At 72.0% G+C, this 17325-nt stretch carries 19 protein-coding genes and 1 pseudogene; 9 read left to right on the top strand and 11 right to left on the bottom strand.

The annotated features are described in order from the left end of the window. Positions 1-19 precede the first annotated feature (19 nt). The 4 genes from J3P41_RS00200 to J3P41_RS00215 are packed head-to-tail and all read left to right on the top strand — an operon-like array spanning position 20 to position 4290. Complete coding sequence (locus J3P41_RS00200; RefSeq protein WP_307861757.1) at positions 20-1387, top strand: glutamine synthetase family protein; 1368 nt, start codon at positions 20-22, stop codon at positions 1385-1387. 4 nt (positions 1388-1391) lie between these two features. Next, complete coding sequence (locus J3P41_RS00205; protein WP_210443172.1) at positions 1392-2744, top strand: aldehyde dehydrogenase; 1353 nt, start codon at positions 1392-1394, stop codon at positions 2742-2744. Positions 2745-2780: 36 nt separating this feature from the next. Beyond that, positions 2781-3560, top strand: a complete 780-nt coding sequence (locus tag J3P41_RS00210; protein ID WP_210443174.1) for a 3-oxoacyl-ACP reductase — start codon at positions 2781-2783, stop codon at positions 3558-3560. Positions 3561-3570: 10 nt separating this feature from the next. After that, positions 3571-4290: a gamma-glutamyl-gamma-aminobutyrate hydrolase family protein gene (locus J3P41_RS00215; RefSeq protein WP_210443177.1), complete on the top strand. Its 720-nt coding sequence runs from the start codon at positions 3571-3573 to the stop codon at positions 4288-4290. 11 nt (positions 4291-4301) lie between these two features. Here J3P41_RS00215 and J3P41_RS00220 read toward each other — a convergent pair whose 3' ends face one another. Further along, positions 4302-4748, bottom strand: coding sequence for a VanZ family protein (locus tag J3P41_RS00220; protein WP_210443179.1), 447 nt, complete (start codon positions 4746-4748; stop codon positions 4302-4304). Positions 4749-4788: 40 nt separating this feature from the next. Continuing rightward, a complete protein-coding gene (locus J3P41_RS00225; RefSeq protein ID WP_210443181.1) occupies positions 4789-5355 on the bottom strand; it encodes a hypothetical protein in 567 nt (188 codons plus the stop codon). 145 nt (positions 5356-5500) lie between these two features. On the opposite strand from J3P41_RS00225, the gene J3P41_RS00230 reads away from it, so the two are divergent. Next, the gene (locus J3P41_RS00230) at positions 5501-5665 is read left to right on the top strand and encodes a hypothetical protein (protein ID WP_210443183.1); all 165 of its coding nucleotides are present in this window, start codon (positions 5501-5503) and stop codon (positions 5663-5665) included. Between the two features lie 4 nt (positions 5666-5669). Here J3P41_RS00230 and J3P41_RS00235 read toward each other — a convergent pair whose 3' ends face one another. Further along, positions 5670-5891: a hypothetical protein gene (locus tag J3P41_RS00235; RefSeq protein WP_210443185.1), complete on the bottom strand. Its 222-nt coding sequence runs from the start codon at positions 5889-5891 to the stop codon at positions 5670-5672. Positions 5892-6031: 140 nt separating this feature from the next. On the opposite strand from J3P41_RS00235, the gene J3P41_RS00240 reads away from it, so the two are divergent. From J3P41_RS00240 to J3P41_RS00250, 3 genes are all read left to right on the top strand, one after another. Continuing rightward, positions 6032-7777, top strand: coding sequence for a BCCT family transporter (locus J3P41_RS00240; RefSeq protein ID WP_210443187.1), 1746 nt, complete (start codon positions 6032-6034; stop codon positions 7775-7777). 19 nt (positions 7778-7796) lie between these two features. Then, complete coding sequence (locus J3P41_RS00245) at positions 7797-8378, top strand: LysR family substrate-binding domain-containing protein (RefSeq protein WP_210443190.1); 582 nt, start codon at positions 7797-7799, stop codon at positions 8376-8378. A 91-nt stretch (positions 8379-8469) separates the two neighbouring features. Next, positions 8470-9534 carry an NAD-dependent epimerase/dehydratase family protein gene (locus J3P41_RS00250; RefSeq protein WP_210443192.1) on the top strand — a complete coding sequence of 355 codons (1065 nt, stop codon included), beginning with the start codon at positions 8470-8472 and terminating at the stop codon, positions 9532-9534. A 22-nt stretch (positions 9535-9556) separates the two neighbouring features. Here J3P41_RS00250 and J3P41_RS18375 read toward each other — a convergent pair whose 3' ends face one another. Next, positions 9557-9946 (bottom strand): hypothetical protein, encoded by a 390-nt coding sequence (locus J3P41_RS18375; protein WP_282594805.1) that lies wholly within the window; start codon positions 9944-9946, stop codon positions 9557-9559. 3 nt (positions 9947-9949) lie between these two features. Further along, positions 9950-10600, bottom strand: coding sequence for an LD-carboxypeptidase (locus J3P41_RS18380; RefSeq protein WP_246861409.1), 651 nt, complete (start codon positions 10598-10600; stop codon positions 9950-9952). A gap of 39 nt (positions 10601-10639) precedes the next feature. Here J3P41_RS18380 and J3P41_RS00260 point away from each other — a divergent pair, with 39 nt between their 5' ends. Further along, positions 10640-11116 carry a GNAT family N-acetyltransferase gene (locus tag J3P41_RS00260; RefSeq protein ID WP_210443195.1) on the top strand — a complete coding sequence of 159 codons (477 nt, stop codon included), beginning with the start codon at positions 10640-10642 and terminating at the stop codon, positions 11114-11116. A 101-nt stretch (positions 11117-11217) separates the two neighbouring features. On the opposite strand, the gene J3P41_RS00265 is transcribed toward J3P41_RS00260, so the two are convergent. The 6 genes and pseudogenes from J3P41_RS00265 to J3P41_RS00290 form a co-directional block, all read right to left on the bottom strand. Then, positions 11218-12093 (bottom strand): phosphotransferase, encoded by an 876-nt coding sequence (locus tag J3P41_RS00265; protein WP_307861758.1) that lies wholly within the window; start codon positions 12091-12093, stop codon positions 11218-11220. 81 nt (positions 12094-12174) lie between these two features. Next, positions 12175-13647, bottom strand: coding sequence for an HNH endonuclease signature motif containing protein (locus J3P41_RS00270; protein ID WP_210443200.1), 1473 nt, complete (start codon positions 13645-13647; stop codon positions 12175-12177). 191 nt (positions 13648-13838) lie between these two features. Beyond that, positions 13839-14378: pseudogene (locus J3P41_RS00275) on the bottom strand (class I SAM-dependent methyltransferase); the annotation flags it as partial. A 268-nt stretch (positions 14379-14646) separates the two neighbouring features. Further along, a complete protein-coding gene (locus J3P41_RS00280; RefSeq protein ID WP_307861759.1) occupies positions 14647-15195 on the bottom strand; it encodes a nucleosidase in 549 nt (182 codons plus the stop codon). Continuing rightward, entirely contained in the window at positions 15192-15872 is a 681-nt protein-coding gene (locus J3P41_RS00285; protein WP_210443205.1) for a sulfotransferase, read from the bottom strand. The genes J3P41_RS00280 and J3P41_RS00285 overlap by 4 nt, the downstream gene beginning before the upstream one ends. 1 nt (position 15873) lies before the next feature. Further along, entirely contained in the window at positions 15874-17319 is a 1446-nt protein-coding gene (locus J3P41_RS00290) for a GuaB1 family IMP dehydrogenase-related protein (RefSeq protein ID WP_210443207.1), read from the bottom strand. Positions 17320-17325: the final 6 nt, after the last annotated feature.

Below are 17325 nucleotides of genomic sequence, written 5' to 3' on the forward strand. Positions count from 1 at the left end.
ACCGGCACAAGGAGAACTCGTGACCACTCGCAACGACCGCCACCTGACCATGGAGGCGCTGCGGCAACGCATCGACGCCGGCGAGGTCGACACCGTCGTCCTCGCCTTCACCGACATGCAGGGCAGGCTCCAGGGCAAGCGGCTGCACGGACGCTACTTCGTCGACCACGTGGTCGGCGGCGGCGCCGAGGGGTGCGACTACCTGCTGGCCGTCGACGTCGACATGAACACCGTGGCCGGCTACGCGATGACGTCGTGGGAACAGGGCTACGGGGACATGGAGTTCGTGCTGGACGAGCAGACGATCCGGCTGCTGCCCTGGCTGCCGGCGACGGCCATGGTGCAGTGCGACCTCGAGTGGGCCGATCACCGCCCGGTGGCCCCGAGCCCCCGGACGATCCTCAAGCGGCAGCTCGACCGGCTGGCCGAGCGGGGTCTGGTCGCCATGGCGGGCACCGAGCTCGAGCTGGTGGTCTACGAGGACTCCTACGAGGAGGCGTGGCGCAAGGGCTACCGCGACCTCGTGCCGGCCAACCAGTACAACATCGACTACTCCATCCTCGGCACCACGCGCGTCGAGCCGCTGCTGCGCGACATCCGCAACCACATGTACGCCGCGGGGCTCGACGTGGAGGGCGCCAAGGGCGAGTGCAACCTCGGGCAGCACGAGATCGGCTTCCTGTACGCCGACGCGCTCACGACGGCCGACAACCACGCCGTGTACAAGAACGCGGCCAAGGAGATCGCCGCTCAGCACGGCAAGAGCATCACGTTCATGGCCAAGCCCAACCAGCGCGAGGGCAGCTCGTGCCACATCCATCTCTCGTTGCGCGGCGCCGACGGCGAGCTGGTCTTCTGGGACGAGGAGTCCGGGGCGCGCACGCCGCTCTACGACAGCTTCATCGCCGGCGTGCTGGCCACGGCGGCGGACTTCACGCTGTTCTTCGCGCCCAACATCAACTCCTACAAGCGCTTCGCCGACGGCTCGTTCGCTCCCACGACGATCGCCTGGGGGTCCGACAACCGCACGTGCGCGGTCCGCCTGGTGGGTCACGGCGCCGGCGCACGGATGGAGAACCGGATCCCCGGGGCCGACGCCAACCCCTACCTGGCCCTGGCGGCCATGATCGCCGGCGGCCTGCACGGCATCGACGCCGAGCTGGAGCTGGAGCCGGAGCTGAGCGGCAACGCCTACACCTCCGACAAGCCGCGCGTCCCCGCGACGATGCAGGCCGCGCGCGACCGCTTCCACGCCTCCGCCATCGTCCGCGAGGCACTGGGCGACGAGGTCGTGGACCACTACGCCAACATGGCCGACGTTGAGCTGGCGGCCTACAACGCCGCCGTCACCGACTGGGAGCTCTTCCGCGGCTTCGAGAGGCTGTAGGACCATGACGACGCTGATCAACCCCGCCACCGGCGCCGAGCTGGACGCCTCCCCCGCCGCGGCGTCGCTCGCGGACGCCGATGCCGCCATCGAGCGCGCGCACGACGCGTTCCGTGCCTGGCGTGCGGTCGCCCCGGGCGAGCGGGCTCGGCTGCTGCGCGCCTTCGCGGCGGTCGTGGACGAGCACATTGAGGAGCTCGCGCAGCTGGAGGTCCTCAACGCCGGTCACACCATCGGCAACGCGCGCTGGGAGGCCGGCAACGTCCGCGACTGCCTCAACTACTACTCGGCGACGCCCGAGCGGCTCTTCGGCCGCCAGATCCCCGTGGCCGGCGGCACCGACGTGACGTTCCACGAGCCGCTCGGCGTGGTGGGCGTCATCGTGCCCTGGAACTTCCCGATGCCGATCGCCGCGTGGGGGTTCGCTCCCGCGCTCGCCGCCGGCAACACCGTCGTGATCAAGCCCGCGGAGCTGACCCCGCTGACCGCCATCCGGATCGGGGAGCTCGCGCTCCAGGCGGGACTGCCCGAAGGCGTGCTCACGGTGGTGCCGGGGCAGGGCTCGGTGGTGGGCCAGCGCTTCGTGACCCATCCGCTCGTGCGCAAGGTCTGCTTCACCGGGTCGACCGCGGTCGGCAAGCAGGTTATGGCCGGGTGCGCGGACCAGGTCAAGCGGGTGACGCTCGAGCTCGGCGGCAAGAGCGCCAACATCGTGTTCGCCGACGCCGACATCGCGGCGGCCGCCGCGAGCGCGCCGTACGCGGTGTTCGACAACGCCGGCCAGGACTGCTGCGCGCGCTCGCGGATCCTCGTCGAGCGCTCGGCGTACGACGAGTTCGTCGGGCGCCTGGAGACCGCCGTCCGCGCGTTGCGGGTGCTGGATCCGGCCGACGAGCAGAGCGAGATGGGCCCGCTGGTCTCCGAGCGGCAGCGCGATGCGGTACGGGCCTATCTCGACGGTGCGAGCATCGCCTTCACCGGCAGTGCACCGGACGGGCCGGGATGGTGGCTGCCGCCGACCGTGGTGGAGTCCCGCGACACCGGCGAGCCGGTCTGGCGCGAGGAGGTCTTCGGCCCGGTCGTGGCGGTGATGGCCTTCGACGACGAGGACGAGGCGGTCGCGCTGGCCAACGACACGGAGTACGGCTTGTCCGGCTCGGTCTTCACCGCCGACCTCGGACGCGCGCTGCGGGTGGCCCGCGGCGTGGAGGCCGGCAACCTGTCGGTCAACAGCCACTCCTCGGTGCGCTACTGGACGCCGTTCGGCGGCTACAAGCAGTCGGGCCTGGGCCGCGAGCTCGGTCCCGACGCGCCGCATGCGTTCACCGAGGAGAAGAACGTCTTCATCGCCCACTGACGAGCACCTCTCGTCCACTGGAAAGGCACACGGAACATGGCAGGACGCATCGAGGGCCGCACGGCAGTCGTCACCGGCGGTTGCAGCGGCATCGGGCTGGCGACGGTACGCCGCTTCGTCGAGGAGGGCGCGCGCGTCGTGATCGGCGACATCGACGACGCCGCCGGCGAGGCGCTCGCCGCCGAGCTGGGTGGGCCGGAGGTGGTCACCTACGTGCACGTCGACGTGACGTCCAAGGATCAGGTGGACGCGCTGTTCCGCACGGCCAAGGACACCTACGGCTCGGTGGACATCGCCTTCAACAACGCGGGGATCTCGCCGCCGGAGGACGACTCGATCCTCGACACGGACCTCGAGGCCTGGCGTCGCGTCCAGGAGGTCAACCTGACCAGCGTCTACCTCTGCTGCAAGGCCGCCCTGCCCTACATGCTCGAGCAGAAGCGCGGCTCGATCGTCAACACCGCGTCCTTCGTGGCCGTGATGGGCGCCGCCACCTCGCAGATCTCCTACTCGGCCTCCAAGGGCGGCGTGCTGTCGATGTCGCGCGAGCTGGGCGTGCAGTTCGCGCGCGAGGGCGTACGCGTCAACGCGCTCTGCCCGGGCCCGGTCAACACGCCGCTGCTGACGGAGCTGTTCGCGAGCGACGCCGAGCGCGCGGCCCGCCGGCTGGTCCACATCCCGATGGGCCGGTTCGGCGAGCCCGAGGAGATGGCGAACGCCGTGCTCTTCCTGGCCTCGGACGAGTCCAGCTTCATCACCGCGAACGCCTTCCTCGTCGACGGCGGCATCTCCGGCGCGTACGTCACACCGGTCTGAGCGGGCACCGGTGGAGTCTCCCGTCGTCGGGCTGACGACGTACCGCCAGGACGCGGCCTGGGGGGTGTGGCACACCCGGGCGGACCTGCTGCCCACCGAGTACGCGCTGGCGGTGGAGGCGGCGGGCGGCGTGCCCGTCCTGTTGCCACCGGTCCAGCGACCCGCCGCTGCGGCGCGGGCCGTCGCGCGCCTCGACGCGCTCGTCGTCTGCGGCGGCGCCGACGTCGACCCGGCGAGGTACGGCGCGGCGCCGCACCCGCGCACCGCGGGCTGGCAGCCCGAGCGCGACGCCTGGGAGCTCGCGCTGCTCGACGCGGCGGAGGAGATCGGGCTGCCCGTGCTCGGGATCTGCCGCGGCATGCAGCTGATGGCGGTGCACGCAGGCGGGACGCTCGACCAGCACACCCCCGACCTCGTGGGGCACGAGGAGCACTCCCCTGGCGCCGACGCCTACGGGACGGTGGCCGTGACGACCGCACCCGGGTCCAGGCTGGCCGGTCTCGTCGGGGCCGAGCTCGAGGTCAGCTGCCACCACCACCAGTCGGTGGCCAGTCACCCCGGCTTCGAGGCGGTCGCGCACGCCGCGGACGGCACGCTGGAGGCGATGGAGGCGCCCGGTGAGCGCTACTGCCTGGCGGTCCAGTGGCATCCGGAGACCCGGGTCGAGGTCGGGCTGATGGCCGGCCTGGTGGCTGCGGCGCGCGAGCACGGCCATCGTTCGGTGACCTAGCCGCGGTGGCCTCAGCCGCGTGCGCGCCGGCGCCGCAGGGTGGCTGGCAGCGTCAGCACGAGCGCCAGCACGACGCCGACGAACATGCCGATCGAGTTCGCCGCGACGTCGCGCGGGTCGGAGACCCGGCCCGGGATCGAGCGCTGGACGTTCTCGATCATGGAGGTCAGCACGATCCCCGCGGCCATCGCCATCCACCACAGCCGCGACCCGACGAGCAGCAGGAGGAACACCCCGAGCGGGACGAACAGCCCGATGTTGGCGAGGAACTCCACCCGCTCGATGCTGAGCCGGCTCGTCACCGGGTCGAGGTCGGGATAGCGCTCGAGCCGCGCGAGGATGCGGCCGGCGAGGCTGCTGTAGTCGGGCTGGTCCGAGCCGGGCGTCAGCGTCACCAGCCCCACGAAGCCGAGGTAGAGCAGGGTCAGCAGGCTCAGGAGCGGATGGCGGTGCAGCACCCGGCCATTCTCCGGGTGGACCAAGGCGACGCCGGGTGGCTCACTCCCTCCAGCGCCAGGAGTTGAGGACGAGCTCGGCCGTGCGCTCGCGCTCGGCGCGGCCCAGGCCCGGGCTGAAGGAGAACGTGACGACGTACACCCGGTCGTCCTGGACGGGGTGGTACTGCTCCACGGCGTAGGTGACCCGGTTCTTCGTCATCCGCCCGGACACATGGGTCGCGGGCTCTCCGGCGACGAGCACCGGGGTGCGCACCCGACGCTTGCGGGCCCCGATGATGCCCATCTCGTTGAGGGCCGCCGCCTCCATCTCGTCGACGTCGTAGGCACCGGGCTCCGCGAGGACGACACTGAAGTTGTCGGCGAACCCGTCGTCGTCCGCGAGGTCGAACACGTGCGTGTCGGCGTGTCCATAGCCTGGAACCCGGATCCTCCTGGGCGCCCACCCCCGAGGAGCCTTGAGCGCGTAACCGGTCCCCTTGACCGTCTGGCCCTTCGCGCTCCCCTTCAGGATTCGCGGCTCCTTGTCCGGGGCGTCGGACCCGGCGGACGCACAGCCGGCTGAGACGAGCCCGACGGCGACGACCAGTGCGGCGAGATGGCGAGGCATGGGGCGAGCGTAGGCGGCCGCAGCGGTCCCGAGGCCGGAATCGAGGACTTCGTCGGCGCCTTGCGCTGACCCTGCGAGCGGTTGCCGGACCGAGCGGCGCGCGGTGCGGGTGGCTCGTCGGACCGGTCCGACCTATCGTGAGCAGATGACCCAGCCCGGACGCGACGCCGCCGAACCCGACGTGATGGAGAGCTTCGACCCCGATGCCGGTCCCGGGCTGGTGTGCCGGGTCTGCGGCTCGCTCGTCTCCGGGTCGGGTGACTACCCCCGGGCCCACTGGGACTGGCACGAGGCGTCCAACGGGGCCTGACGACTCAGGCGCCCTGTCCGAGCGGCTCGATGTCGCCGCGCTCGACGAGCTCCTCCAGCGCCAGTCGACAGCCGGACTGCCACCGGCCGTCGTCGTCCTGGAAGGAGACGACCGCCTCCCCGGCGCACTCGGCTGCGGGAGCGTCCGCGTGGTGCGAGCAACCCCCCTCCGCCGCGGCGGAGCCGGGATCGTGCAGCGTGGGGTCAAAGGTCTGTGACGGATGCATGCGACGTACCTCCTTGAGGCCTCCCACGGTGCCACGCGGACTGCCGCAGAGCACCCACCCCAGTGGGTCATCTCACGTCCCCGGAGGCGGCGCGTGCGCTCGGTTTGCCAGCACGGCGATGGGACTGGTGTGGTGGGCGGATGCCTTCCGGTATCGAGCGTCCCCGCGACCTGCCCACTCCAGACCCGGGCGGTGACCCCCACCCGGCGCTCGACCCCGCCGTACGGCCCGCAGCGGAGCGGGAGAGGGGTCTGGACCGGATCGTCTTCGGTGTCACGGCCCTGATCAGCCTGGCGTTCCTCGCCTGGGGCTTCGTCAGCACCGAGAGTCTCGCGGACGCCTCGGCCGACGGCCTCGGGTGGACCATGAGCAGCGCCGGCTGGCTGTTCGTGCTCGCCTCGAGCGGGTTCGTCGTGTTCGTCATCTGGCTCGCCCTCGGCAAGTTCGGCAACATCCCGCTGGGTCGCGACGACGAGGAGCCGGAGTTCCGGACCATCTCGTGGGTGGCGATGATGTTCAGCGCCGGGATGGGCATCGGCCTGATGTTCTACGGCGTGAGCGAGCCGATCGCCCACCTCGCCACGCCTCCGCCGGGCACCGGCGAGCCGGGCAACCCCGAGGCCGCCCAGGACGCCATGGCCACGACGCTGTTCCACTGGACCCTGCACCCGTGGGCCATCTACGCCGTCGTCGGCCTCGCGGTGGCGTACGGCGTCTACCGCAAGGGTCGCCTGCAGCTGATCAGCTCCGCGTTCGAGCCCCTCCTCGGGCGCCACGCCCGCGGCCTGGGCGGGCGGGCGATCGACATGTTCGCGATCTTCGCCACGCTCTTCGGCTCCGCCACCTCGCTCGGTCTCGGCGCACTGCAGATCGCCTCCGGGCTGGAGATCGTCGCCGGACTGGGCGGCACGGGCAACGGCCTGCTCGTCGGCATCATCGCGGTGCTCACCGCCGCGTTCGTGCTGTCCGCCGTCTCGGGAGTGGCCCGTGGCATTCAGTGGCTCTCCAACGTCAACATGGTCCTCGCCGTCGCGCTGGCCCTCTTCGTGTTCGTCGTCGGCCCGACGGTGTTCATCCTCAACCTCGTGCCCACCTCGATCGGCAGCTACGTCGCGGAGCTGCCGATGATGGCCGCCCGGACCGCCGCCGAGGGCGCCGAGACGAGCGACTGGCTCTCGACCTGGACCATCTTCTACTGGGCCTGGTGGCTCTCGTGGGCGCCGTTCGTCGGCATGTTCATCGCCCGCATCTCGCGCGGCCGCACGATCCGGCAGTTCGTGAGCGGGGTCCTGCTCGTACCGAGCCTGGTCAGCGTCGTGTGGTTCTGCGTGTTCGGCGGAGCAGCGATCGACCTGCAGAAGGCCGGCACCGACATCGCCGGTGCCGGCGGGCTCGAGGCCCAGCTGTTCGACACCCTCGCCGCATACCCGCTGGCGACGGTCTCCAGCGTGGTGGTGATGGTCCTCGTCGCGATCTTCTTCATCTCCGGCGCCGACGCGGCCTCGATCGTGATGGGCTCGCTCTCCGAGCGCGGAACGATCAACCCGAGCCGCCCCATCGTGATCTTCTGGGGGGTGGCCACCGGTGCCGTCGCCTCGGTGATGCTGCTCGTCGGGGGCAAGGACGCGCTCAGCGGCCTGCAGACCATCACGGTGATCGCGGGGTTGCCCTTCGTGCTCATCATGATCGGGCTCGCCGCGGCGCTGGTGAAGGACCTGGCTGCGGACCCGCTCGTCGTGCGTCGCCGGTACGCCATCGAGGCCGTCGAGGCCGCGGTGATCACCGGGGTCACCGAGCACGGCGACGACTTCGTGCTGTCGGTCGAGCGGGGGCAGGTCGAGTCGACCGAGGGCGACGCCCAGACCGACGACGACCAGCGGCGCTGAGCGCCCTAGTCTCGGATCCATGAGCGACCCGCTGCGCATCGGCTTCGTCACCGGGGCGACCCCCGACAAGTGGGCCCGCCACTGGCGCGAGCGGCGTCGTGAGCCCCTCGAGCTGGTGCCGGTCACCGAGGCCGAGCAGCTCGATGGCGTGCGCGAGGGCAGCCTCGACATGGCGCTGGTGCGGCTCCCGGTCGACCGCGGGGGCCTCCACTGCGTACGGCTCTACGACGAGCTGCAGGTCGTGGTCGCCTCGCGCGACCACCTGCTGGCGGCCGCCGACGACGAGGTGAGCACCGCCGACCTCGTCGACGAGCAGCTCGTCCGGCCCCACCCCAGCGGCTGGACGCCGGCGGTCGAGCAGCTCGACTGGCCGCCGATGAGCGAGCGGGAGGCCATCGAGACGGTCGCCGCCGGCACCGGCATCGTGATCGTCGCGATGTCGGTCGCTCGACTGCACCAGCGCAAGGACGTCGTGACGCGCGTGGTCACCGACCTCGAGCCGACGACGATCGCGCTGGTCTGGCCCGTCGAGCGCGACGATGAGGTCACGCAGGCGTTCGTGGGCGTCACCAAGGGACGTACCGCCAACACCTCGCGGTAGGCGTCGTGGCGCAGCCGACGGCGTGGGACCGCGCGTGGTGGGTACCTGCCACGCAGCGGGACATCCGTCGTTCCGCGGACGAGGAGGCACCATGCGCATCGTGATCACCGGCGCGACCGGCAACGTCGGCTCGGCCCTGCTCGAGCACCTGGTGGCCGGGGGCGAGCACGACCTCGTGGGCGTCGTACGTCGCCCGCCCGAGCCGGTCGGGCCGTACGCCGGCGTGGCCTGGGCGACGGTGGACCTGTCACGCGACGACCCGACGGCGCTCGCGGCGGCCTTCCGAGGAGCCGACGCCGTCGTGCACCTGGCGTGGGGCTTCCAGCCGTCGCACCGCGAGGAGTACCTGCGCGAGCTCGGCGTCGGGGGAACGCGACGCGTCATCGAGGCCGTACGCACCGCGGGCGTGCCGCACCTGGTGCACATGTCCTCGGTGGGCGCCTACTCCCCCAAGCGCGACGACACCCCGGTCGACGAGACCTGGCCGACGGACGGCGTCCCGACGTCGATGTACAGCCGGCACAAGTCAGCGGCCGAGCGTCTCCTCGACGAGCTCGAGCGCGACTACCCCGCCGTCGTCGTCTCCCGCATGCGCCCCGGCATCGTGGGCCAGCGGCGCGCCGCCAGCGCGCTGCTCCGCTACGGGCTGCCCGCCCTCGTCCCGTCGGGGCTGCTGAGGCACGTGCCGGTGGTGCCCCTCGACCGGAGGCTGGCCATCCCGATGGTGCACGCCGACGACGTGGCCGACGCCTTCGACCGCGTCCTGACCGCACGGGTCCCGGGTGCGTTCAACCTCGCCGCCGCACCGACCGTGACCGCCGACGACATCGCGGCCACCCTCGGCGCGCGGCTCCTGCACGTGCCGTCCGCCGCCGTACGTGCGGCGGTCACGACGAGCTGGCACGCCCGTCTGCAGCCGCTCGACCCCGGCTGGATCGACATGGCCTACGCGCTCCCCCTGCTGGACACGACGAGGGCGCGGACCGAGCTGGGCTGGACCCCCGCCAAGGACGCCACCACCACGCTGGCCGAGACCGTGGCCGGCATGCAGGACGCCGCAGCGGGGCGCTCGCCGGTGCTCCGGCCTCGCTCGGTCGCGGGCGCGCTCGCCCGTGCCTTCCGTCGAGGGCCGGTGAGCAGCCGCCGCAAGCCGTGAGGCGCGGCAGATCCGGGAATCATCAACCGTAGTCGGCGACGAGCGTCCGGTGGATGCCGTCGACCGTCATCCGACCGCCGTACGGCAGCACCCACTGCGGGCGCGTGTGGCCGAACGGCGGACCGACCACGACGACCGCACGAGGGTTGTAGCGGTCCACGACGGCGATGGCCGCGTCCCGCTGCTCCGCCCGCCTCGCCGTCCGCTCTGCGGCCGACGGGGCGTGGTCGAAGCTCGTCGTCGGCGGTCGCGCGACCACGACGGCGGACACCGCCTCCAGCAGCCCGCGCTCTCCGAGCGAGCGCAGGATCCACCCGAACTCCCGTGCCGGGATGAGCTCCTCGGACGTCTCGAGGAGCAGCACGCCACCGTCGACGACCGCCGGGTCCGCCGGGAACCGCCCGGCCGTCAGGAGCTACTGCAGCACCTCGACGCAGCCGCCCCAGGTGCGCCCTGTCACCTCGCGCTGTGGACCGGCCCAGGTCCACGGCTCGGTCGGCTCGCGGTGGCCGTACTCCTGGAGGGCACGGGGGTCGTCCCAGTCGTGGCCGATGTCCTCCGACTCGCCGGGCTCGGTGATCTCGAGCCGCTCCCCGGTCAGCAACGCGGCCCGCAGCGACTGCTCGTGCACGGCGTCGAGTCCCGGTCCCGGGCCCAGGTGCACCTGGGTCGCGCCGCCGTGGAACCCCGGCACACCGAGGGTCCAGAGCCAGTTGAGGATGTTGGTGTTGTCGCTGTAGCCCAGGAACGGCTTGGGGTCGGCCAGCACGGATGCGGCGTCCAGGTGCGGCACGACGGTGATCTGGTCTGCTCCCCCGATGGTTGCGATGACAGCGCGCACGGTCGGGTCGGCGAACGCCGCGTTCACGTCCGCCGCTCGTTCCGAGGGGGACGCCCCGAGCTTGCGCGTCGTCGGATACTCCACGGGCTCGAGCCCCGTCGTGGCCGCCAGCCGCCGCATCGCCTGCTCGTGGACCGCCGGCGCCACCGCAGGCGCGGCGAACGACGGTGACAGGACCGCGATCCTGTCCCCCGGTCTCGCCTTCGGGACCGTCACGAACTCCATGACGCAACCGTAGGGGGCCGGCCCGGTAGCGTGCGCGCCATGACACACCGCGCTCCGCCGAGAGATGTGGAGGCGGGCGCGGGCGTGGAGCTGCGGCTAGCACGGGACAGTGACGCGGACGCGATCGCGGGGTGGACGCGTGCCCCCGAGGTCCTCGAGTTCTGGGGCGGCCGCCCGGTCGAGCTCGATGAGGTGCTGGCGAAGTACACCGGCCGTCGCGCACCGGACGTCGTCTCCTATGTGATCCTCGCGGAAGGACGCCGGGTCGGTTACACACAGGCCTGGCACCGTGCCGGGCGCTACGGGATCGACATGTTCATCGCGGCCGATGCGCAGGGACGGGGAATCGGTTCGCGCGCGGCCCGCGCGCTGGCCTACGAACTGATCACCGCGGGATGGACGCCCCTGACCGTTGATCCTGCGGTGACCAACACCAGGGCCATCAGGCTTGGCGGAAGGCAGGGTTTCGCGAGACGGGCGAGGTCGAAGGCGTCGGTGCGGCGACTACTCAGCTGATGACGTTCGTCGCGTCGACGTAGGCGCGTCCGCGTCGTGGAACGCACCACCGTTTCGAGCGGCCGACATCCGCGCTGTCCCCGGCGTGCCGCGTGCCGCCGCTATGCGGCCGGCCCGAGTGCGCGCAGGCGCCGTCGCGCGTCGTCGAGCCCCTTCTCGTTCTCAGCGGCGTCGACACCGCCCGTGCGGTCGTCGGCAGGCAGGCGCTGGGCGAAGTAGGCGCCTTGCACCGCCTCCCGGAACCGGCTGAACGCGTCCAGGTGGTCAAGCTCGTCGGCAGACAGTGGACCAACGGCCGCGTAGGTGGACAGGAAGTGCGGGGCGTGCTGCCGGCCGCCGAGGTACATCACCGCTGATGCGACGTCGTAGAGGACCGGTCCGCGTCTCGCGCCCGCCCAGTCGATGAGGCCCGTGGTCCCGGTCCGGTCATCGTGGATGAACGCACCGGGCCACGGGTCGGTGTGCAGCAGCGACCACGTGGCCGCGAGCTCGTCGGTCTCGCTGCGAACCGCCTCGATCGCCGAGACGAGCCAGGAGTGGTCGGACACACCCGGGGCCGCGAGGGACAGCCAGTCGACTCCGAACGTCCGCGCGCTCGGACCGACGACCGGGGCACCGGCGGCGTGAACTCCCGCCAGGATCTCCGCGATCCACCGCTGCTCGTCCTCCGAGTCGCCGTCCAGCTCCCGTCCTGGCACGTGCTCGAGCAGCGCCAGGTTCGTCGTGGGCTCCACGAGGCTGCCGTCGCGGGTCGGGACCGGGCGGCCGGTGACGAAGCCGGCCGCGGCGAGGGCGGTCGCCGCCTCGGCGCCGGCGATCAGGTCAGCGACGCCGTCGCTCGCCACCGACTTCGCGACGTAGGTCAGCCCCCGGTGCTCGACCAGCCACGTCTCGGAGTTCATCCCACCGCCCAGTGGTGTCACCGATGCGGACTCGAGCCCCCAGCAGGCTGCCAGAACGTCTCGTGGGTTCGACACCCGCGAACCCTCTCACGCGGTCGCTGAGTCGTCGCACGTCCGAGTGGCCGCCTGCCCTCTGTGTCGGCAGGCGGCTGGGCGCTACGGCGCTCCGGTATCGGGTGGTCGAGCCCGGCTCGTGCTTGCCCGACGCGGAGCAGGGACGAAAGACGGCCCACGCGGCCCGTGCGGATCGAACGCGATGGTGCCGGACGCATCTCGTCTGAACCGGTGGCCATGAGGGCTGGTCCACTCGTACTCGCCGGGTCCGGTGACGGTGTAGCGCCAGGCGGAGTGGGTCTTCAGCCGGTGATGCCGGCGGCAGAGCGCGGCGAGGTTCGACGTGGTGGTCGGTCCGGGTTGTGGCCGACCCTCCGCGGCGGCGTCGGGGTCGTAGGGGATGACGTGGTCGATGTCGCAGCCACGGGCGGGTCTGCTGCACCACGGGAAGACGCAGGTGCCGTCGCGCACGATGACCTGTTCGCGGATCCGGTCGGGGATGTCGTAGCCGGGTGAGGCGAGGTCGGCGGCGAGGTCGATGACCGGCCTGACGGTGACCTTCGTCCGGCTGTCGGCGCACCACGCCTTGACCTGGTCCAGCAGGACGAGCCGCTGGCCTTCCTCGAGCCGGCCGCTGGGCCCGAACGCGGCGTGGATGGTGCCGTCGGCGTCGCCGCGAGGGGTGGCGTCGAAGTGGGCGTGCAGCACGACCTCCCGCGCGACCGGGAGCCCGTCCTGTGCCCGCGTGTCCGTGGCGCCTTGGGCGTGGAGGTCGAGGGCGGTCTGCGTGCGGGCCAGGTCACCGAGCGCCTTGGCCCGGCGAGCGTCCAACGGCTCGGCCGAGCCGAGCGCGGCGAGGGTCGCGGCGCCGTGCGCCAGTGCCCGGTCGAGGTCGAGGGCATCGGCGAGGTCGATCTCAGCTTCGAGGCGCATGGTGCCCGCGTAGTGCACGTCCTGCGTGTCGATCGTGACGTGGCGCGGGTCCACGTGCTGCCAGCCATCCTCCGGGTCGGCGGCCGGATCGGGCGCTGCGAGGTCGTACCGCTTGATGGTCTCGACGACGAGCCGGTCCAGTTGCGCGGGACCGATGCGTCCGGCGACCGCGGCGACCTGGGAGTCGACCCAGCCCGCTGCCTCGCGGGTCAGCGCAGGTGTGGCGTGGATCGTCGCCTCGGCGACCGACCGGGCGCGCCACGCCGGCACGGCACCGGCTTGGACCTGCGCCCACAGCCGCGGCAGCCGGTGCCGCAGCTCGAGCGCATGCCCGATCAGCCGCTTCGCCGCCGTCGTCGAGATGCCCAGCACGGCGCCGAGCTCCCCGACGCAGAACTCCGCCACCAGCGGCGCACCCTCGCCGGCGATCGGCTCCTCGTGCTCACAGCCGGGCACGGTGAACGACGCGGCGGAGTTGATCGACTCCGGCGGATGCAGGTCAGCCCACCGAGCAGCCACGTCGAGCAGGTCGGCCGCCGCCCGGTTCTCGGCAGCTCTGCGCTCGCGGGCCAGAGCGAGCAGCGCGGAGGCGGTGAGGTCGTCGACGACCGCACTGCCCGCGTCGTGCACCGCTTCGATCATGTGTTCGATTTTACGGCAGCACACCGACATCCGCGACCGCTGTACGCCGCACGTACGTCGGAGATTCCCTCTGGACCTGGCGGGCCGGGGTCCTGACTGGGTGTGTCCCGATTGGACGCCGGTCAGCGGACCTGCCGGTTTGCGAGCGGCGCGCGCCTTGGCTCGGTGGCACGGCCGTTGCGCCGTGTGGATCAGCGCGCCTGAAGATCGAAGAAGAGGAAACCAATGAACTCTCCTCCGGGCTTGAGGCCCGGAGGCAACACCTCGGCCGGGGTGTCAGGGTCGGCGGGGGGTTCGTGGATTCCGACGATCCCGAAGCCCGCCTCAGCGAATGATCTCGCCATGGCACTCAGCGGCCGGTGGAAGAAGGTGAGGTCGACGCTCTTGCCATCGAACTCGTAGTCCTCGGTGTACTCAGTGACCCCGAAGTACGCCAGATCCGGATGGACAATCGGGAATGCGCCCGGGTGGTTCACCGAGACCAGCAGGCGCCCCCTCGGCGCGAGCACCCGGTGGAACTCGGTCAACGGGTCGGACCAGTTCGGCAGGTAGTGCAGCACGAGTGAGGCCACCACGATGTCGAAGGTTTGGTCCTTCCATGGGAGCGGCTCGGCCAGGTCATGCACGCGCAGGTCCGCGTCGCGAAGGTGGCGCCGGGCGATCTCGATCATCGCGGCGCTGCGGTCGAACCCGCTGACCTCGGCGCCGCGGTCGGTCAAGGACACGCCGGTCGGGCCGGACCCCCGACGCTTCCGCTATGCCGCAATGAGCACTCTCGATGAGAGCGCGCGGCCGAGGCGGCTGTGAGCGACTCCGACGGGCGTGACCAGCGACGAAACTGCGACCAGCCCCGCGTCCACTGTCCGAACGACTCCAGTGGGTAGCGCCCATGACGGCCGGTCTGCGAGACGTACAGCATCGCGACCACGACGCTGCAGGTCGTCGGCGCGTCTGCGGCCGCGGTTGCCCGAGGCGTCGTCCCAAGCAGGACAGACTGGCTCACGCGTGCCCGCGCAGCCACTCCCCCAGCACCGAGGCCGACCGGGCCACCAGCGCCGGCCACTCCAGCGCCGACTCGTCTGCCGCGTCCGAGACGTGCTTGACGAGACGCACCGGGACGCCGGCCTGTCGGGCGGCCCACGCGACGGCGTACCCCTCCATGTCGACGAGGTGCGCCCTCGCCGCCAGCGCGTCGCGGACGACCGGGTCGCTGACGAAGACGTCGCCGGTGGCGAGCACCACGTCGGACTCGCCCACGACCAGCCGCTCCTGCGGGTCATAGCCCAGGGACCGGATCACGTCGGCGCTGAGGTCGTGGTTGAGCACCACGCCCGGCTCGAACAGGCCGGTCAGGCCCGGACGAAGGGCGCCGGCCGTCCCGATGTTGACGACCGTCAGCCCGGCCGCGTCGTCGTACGCCGCCAGCGCGCGGGCGGTCGCTGCGGCGGCGGCGGTCTTGCCCAGACCGGTGATCACCAGCGGTAGGTGCGCCGGCACGTGCGCCGCCTCGGCGACGGTCGCCGAGACGACGAGCAGGCCGCTCGTCACTCCGCGCTCGCCTCGGAGCGGTGCCGGCCCCGGCGCGAGTGCGGGGTGGCCATCACCTGGCGGACGCGGTCGGCGTCGTAGTCCTCCCCGAGCCACTCGAACAGCCTCCGCAGCACCTCCGGCCGGGCGACGTAGTCGTCGTAGTGCACCCGGTGGACGGCGTCGCCCAGTCCCTCGGCCGCGCTCAGCATCCGCTCCTCGATGCGCTGCACGCGCCCCAGCGGGTCGTCCTTGTGGGTCCAGAAGTTGCTCGCCGCGACGTCCTCGAGGTTGCGCGTGTTGAGCACGAAGCGCGCGCCGGGGAACACCTGGCGCAGGAAGTCGAGGTAGTCCGGGAGGTCGTCGTCGTACCAGCGGATCTCCTTATAGCCCGTGACGCGCGTGTCGTGCTCGGGGCGCAGCAGCGTCGCCTCGGCCAGCGCCCGGATGTGCTGCAGCGACGCGACCTCGGGGAAGCCCTCGATGCCGAACCACGGGTGCGTGGGCTGGCTCGCGCGGCGGGCGTCGACGCGCGCCTTCTCCACCAGCCCGCTGCGGTGGAACTCGTAGAGGTGGCGCATCGCGTGGCGGTTCTCTCCCCGCAGCAGCCAGCCCGGGATCGAGTTGAGGATGCCCATCAGCAGGGTGGAGCCCGACCTGCCGTAGGTCATCACGAAGACGTGCTGGAGGTCCCTCATGTCACCAGGACTTCTCCAGCGGCCGGCCCTCGTGGAAGCCCGCGGCGGACTGCACCCCGACCAGGGCGCGCTCGTGGAGCTCGACGAGGTTGCTCGCGCCCGCGTAGGTGCACGAGGAGCGCACGCCGGAGCAGATCTGGTCGATGAGGTCCTCGACCCCGGGACGCTCCGGGTCGAGGTACATCCGCGAGGAGGAGATGCCCTCCTCGTAGAGGCTCTTGCGGGCCCGGTCGTACGACGACTCGGCGGCGGTGCGGTTGGCCACCGCGCGGGCCGAGGCCATGCCGAAGGACACCTTGAAGGGCCGGCCGTCGGCGTCGTGCATGAGGTCGCCGGGGGACTCGTGGGTGCCCGCGAACCACGACCCGATCATCACCGCGGAGGCGCCGGCGGCGAGCGCGAGGGCGACGTCGCGCGGGTGGCGCACTCCCCCGTCGGCCCACACGTGCTTGCCGAGCTCGCGGGCGGCGCTCGCGCACTCGAGCACGGCGGAGAACTGGGGCCTGCCGACGCCGGTCATCATGCGCGTCGTGCACATGGCGCCCGGTCCCACGCCCACCTTGACGATGTCGGCGCCGGCCTCGATCAGCGCGCGGGTGCCCTCGGCGGACACGACGTTGCCTGCTGCGACCGGGACCGTCGGCGAGAGCGCCCGCACGGCCTGCAGCGCCTGCAGCATCCGGTCCTGGTGGCCGTGCGCGGTGTCGACCACGAGGCAGTCGACCCCGGCCGCGAGCAGCTGCGCCGCTCGGTCTGCGACGTCGCCGTTGACGCCCACCGCGGCAGCGATGCGGAGCCCGCCACGGGCGTCGAGCGCGGGGGTGTAGAGGGTCGCGCGCAGCGCCCCCAGCCGGGTCAGCACCCCCACGAGTTCGCCGTCGTCCGTGACGGCGACGGCCAGTGGTGCCTTCGCGCGCTCGATCGCGTCGTAGACCTCGCGCGGATCGGTCTTCTCCGAGACCGTCACCACGTCGCGGCTCATCACCGCCGACACCTGCGCGAAGCGGTCCACCTCGGCGCAGTCGGCCTCGGACACGACTCCGACCGGGCGGCCGTGCTCGACGACGACGGCGGCGCGGTGGGCGCGCTTGGGGATCAGCGACAGCGCCTCGGCGACCGTCTGGTCGGGGCGCAGCTCGATCGGGGTGTCGAACACGCTGTGCCGCTGCTTGACCCACGCCACGACGTCGGCGACGACGGGGATCGGGATGTCCTGCGGGATCACGGTGAGGCCGCCGCGGCGGGCGACGGTCTCGGCCATCCGCTTGCCGGCGATCGCCGTCATGTTGGCGACGACCAGCGGCAGCGTCGCGCCGGTGCCGTCGGAGGTGGTGAGGTCGACGTCGTAGCGGCTGGCGACCGAGGAGTGGCGCGGGACCATGAAGACGTCGTCGTAGGTCAGGTCGTGGGCCGGGGCCTCACCGGACAGGGAGTGGAGGAACTGCACTGGCCG

It is taken from the genome of Nocardioides sp. SYSU D00065 (assembly GCF_017916425.1).
Classification (GTDB): Bacteria; Actinomycetota; Actinomycetes; order Propionibacteriales; family Nocardioidaceae; genus Nocardioides.

Coding starts and splice junctions, on each gene's coding strand:
- J3P41_RS00205 (WP_210443172.1), top strand. CDS start 1,392: ATGACGACGCTGATCAACCCCGCCACCGGCGCCGAGCTGGACGCCTCC.
- J3P41_RS00210 (WP_210443174.1), top strand. CDS start 2,781: ATGGCAGGACGCATCGAGGGCCGCACGGCAGTCGTCACCGGCGGTTGC.
- J3P41_RS00225 (WP_210443181.1), bottom strand. CDS start 5,355: ATGCCTCGCCATCTCGCCGCACTGGTCGTCGCCGTCGGGCTCGTCTCA.
- J3P41_RS00230 (WP_210443183.1), top strand. CDS start 5,501: ATGACCCAGCCCGGACGCGACGCCGCCGAACCCGACGTGATGGAGAGC.
- J3P41_RS00235 (WP_210443185.1), bottom strand. CDS start 5,891: ATGCATCCGTCACAGACCTTTGACCCCACGCTGCACGATCCCGGCTCC.
- J3P41_RS00240 (WP_210443187.1), top strand. CDS start 6,032: ATGCCTTCCGGTATCGAGCGTCCCCGCGACCTGCCCACTCCAGACCCG.
- J3P41_RS00245 (WP_210443190.1), top strand. CDS start 7,797: ATGAGCGACCCGCTGCGCATCGGCTTCGTCACCGGGGCGACCCCCGAC.
- J3P41_RS00250 (WP_210443192.1), top strand. CDS start 8,470: ATGCGCATCGTGATCACCGGCGCGACCGGCAACGTCGGCTCGGCCCTG.
- J3P41_RS18380 (WP_246861409.1), bottom strand. CDS start 10,600: ATGGAGTTCGTGACGGTCCCGAAGGCGAGACCGGGGGACAGGATCGCG.
- J3P41_RS00260 (WP_210443195.1), top strand. CDS start 10,640: ATGACACACCGCGCTCCGCCGAGAGATGTGGAGGCGGGCGCGGGCGTG.
- J3P41_RS00270 (WP_210443200.1), bottom strand. CDS start 13,647: ATGATCGAAGCGGTGCACGACGCGGGCAGTGCGGTCGTCGACGACCTC.
- J3P41_RS00285 (WP_210443205.1), bottom strand. CDS start 15,872: ATGAGGGACCTCCAGCACGTCTTCGTGATGACCTACGGCAGGTCGGGC.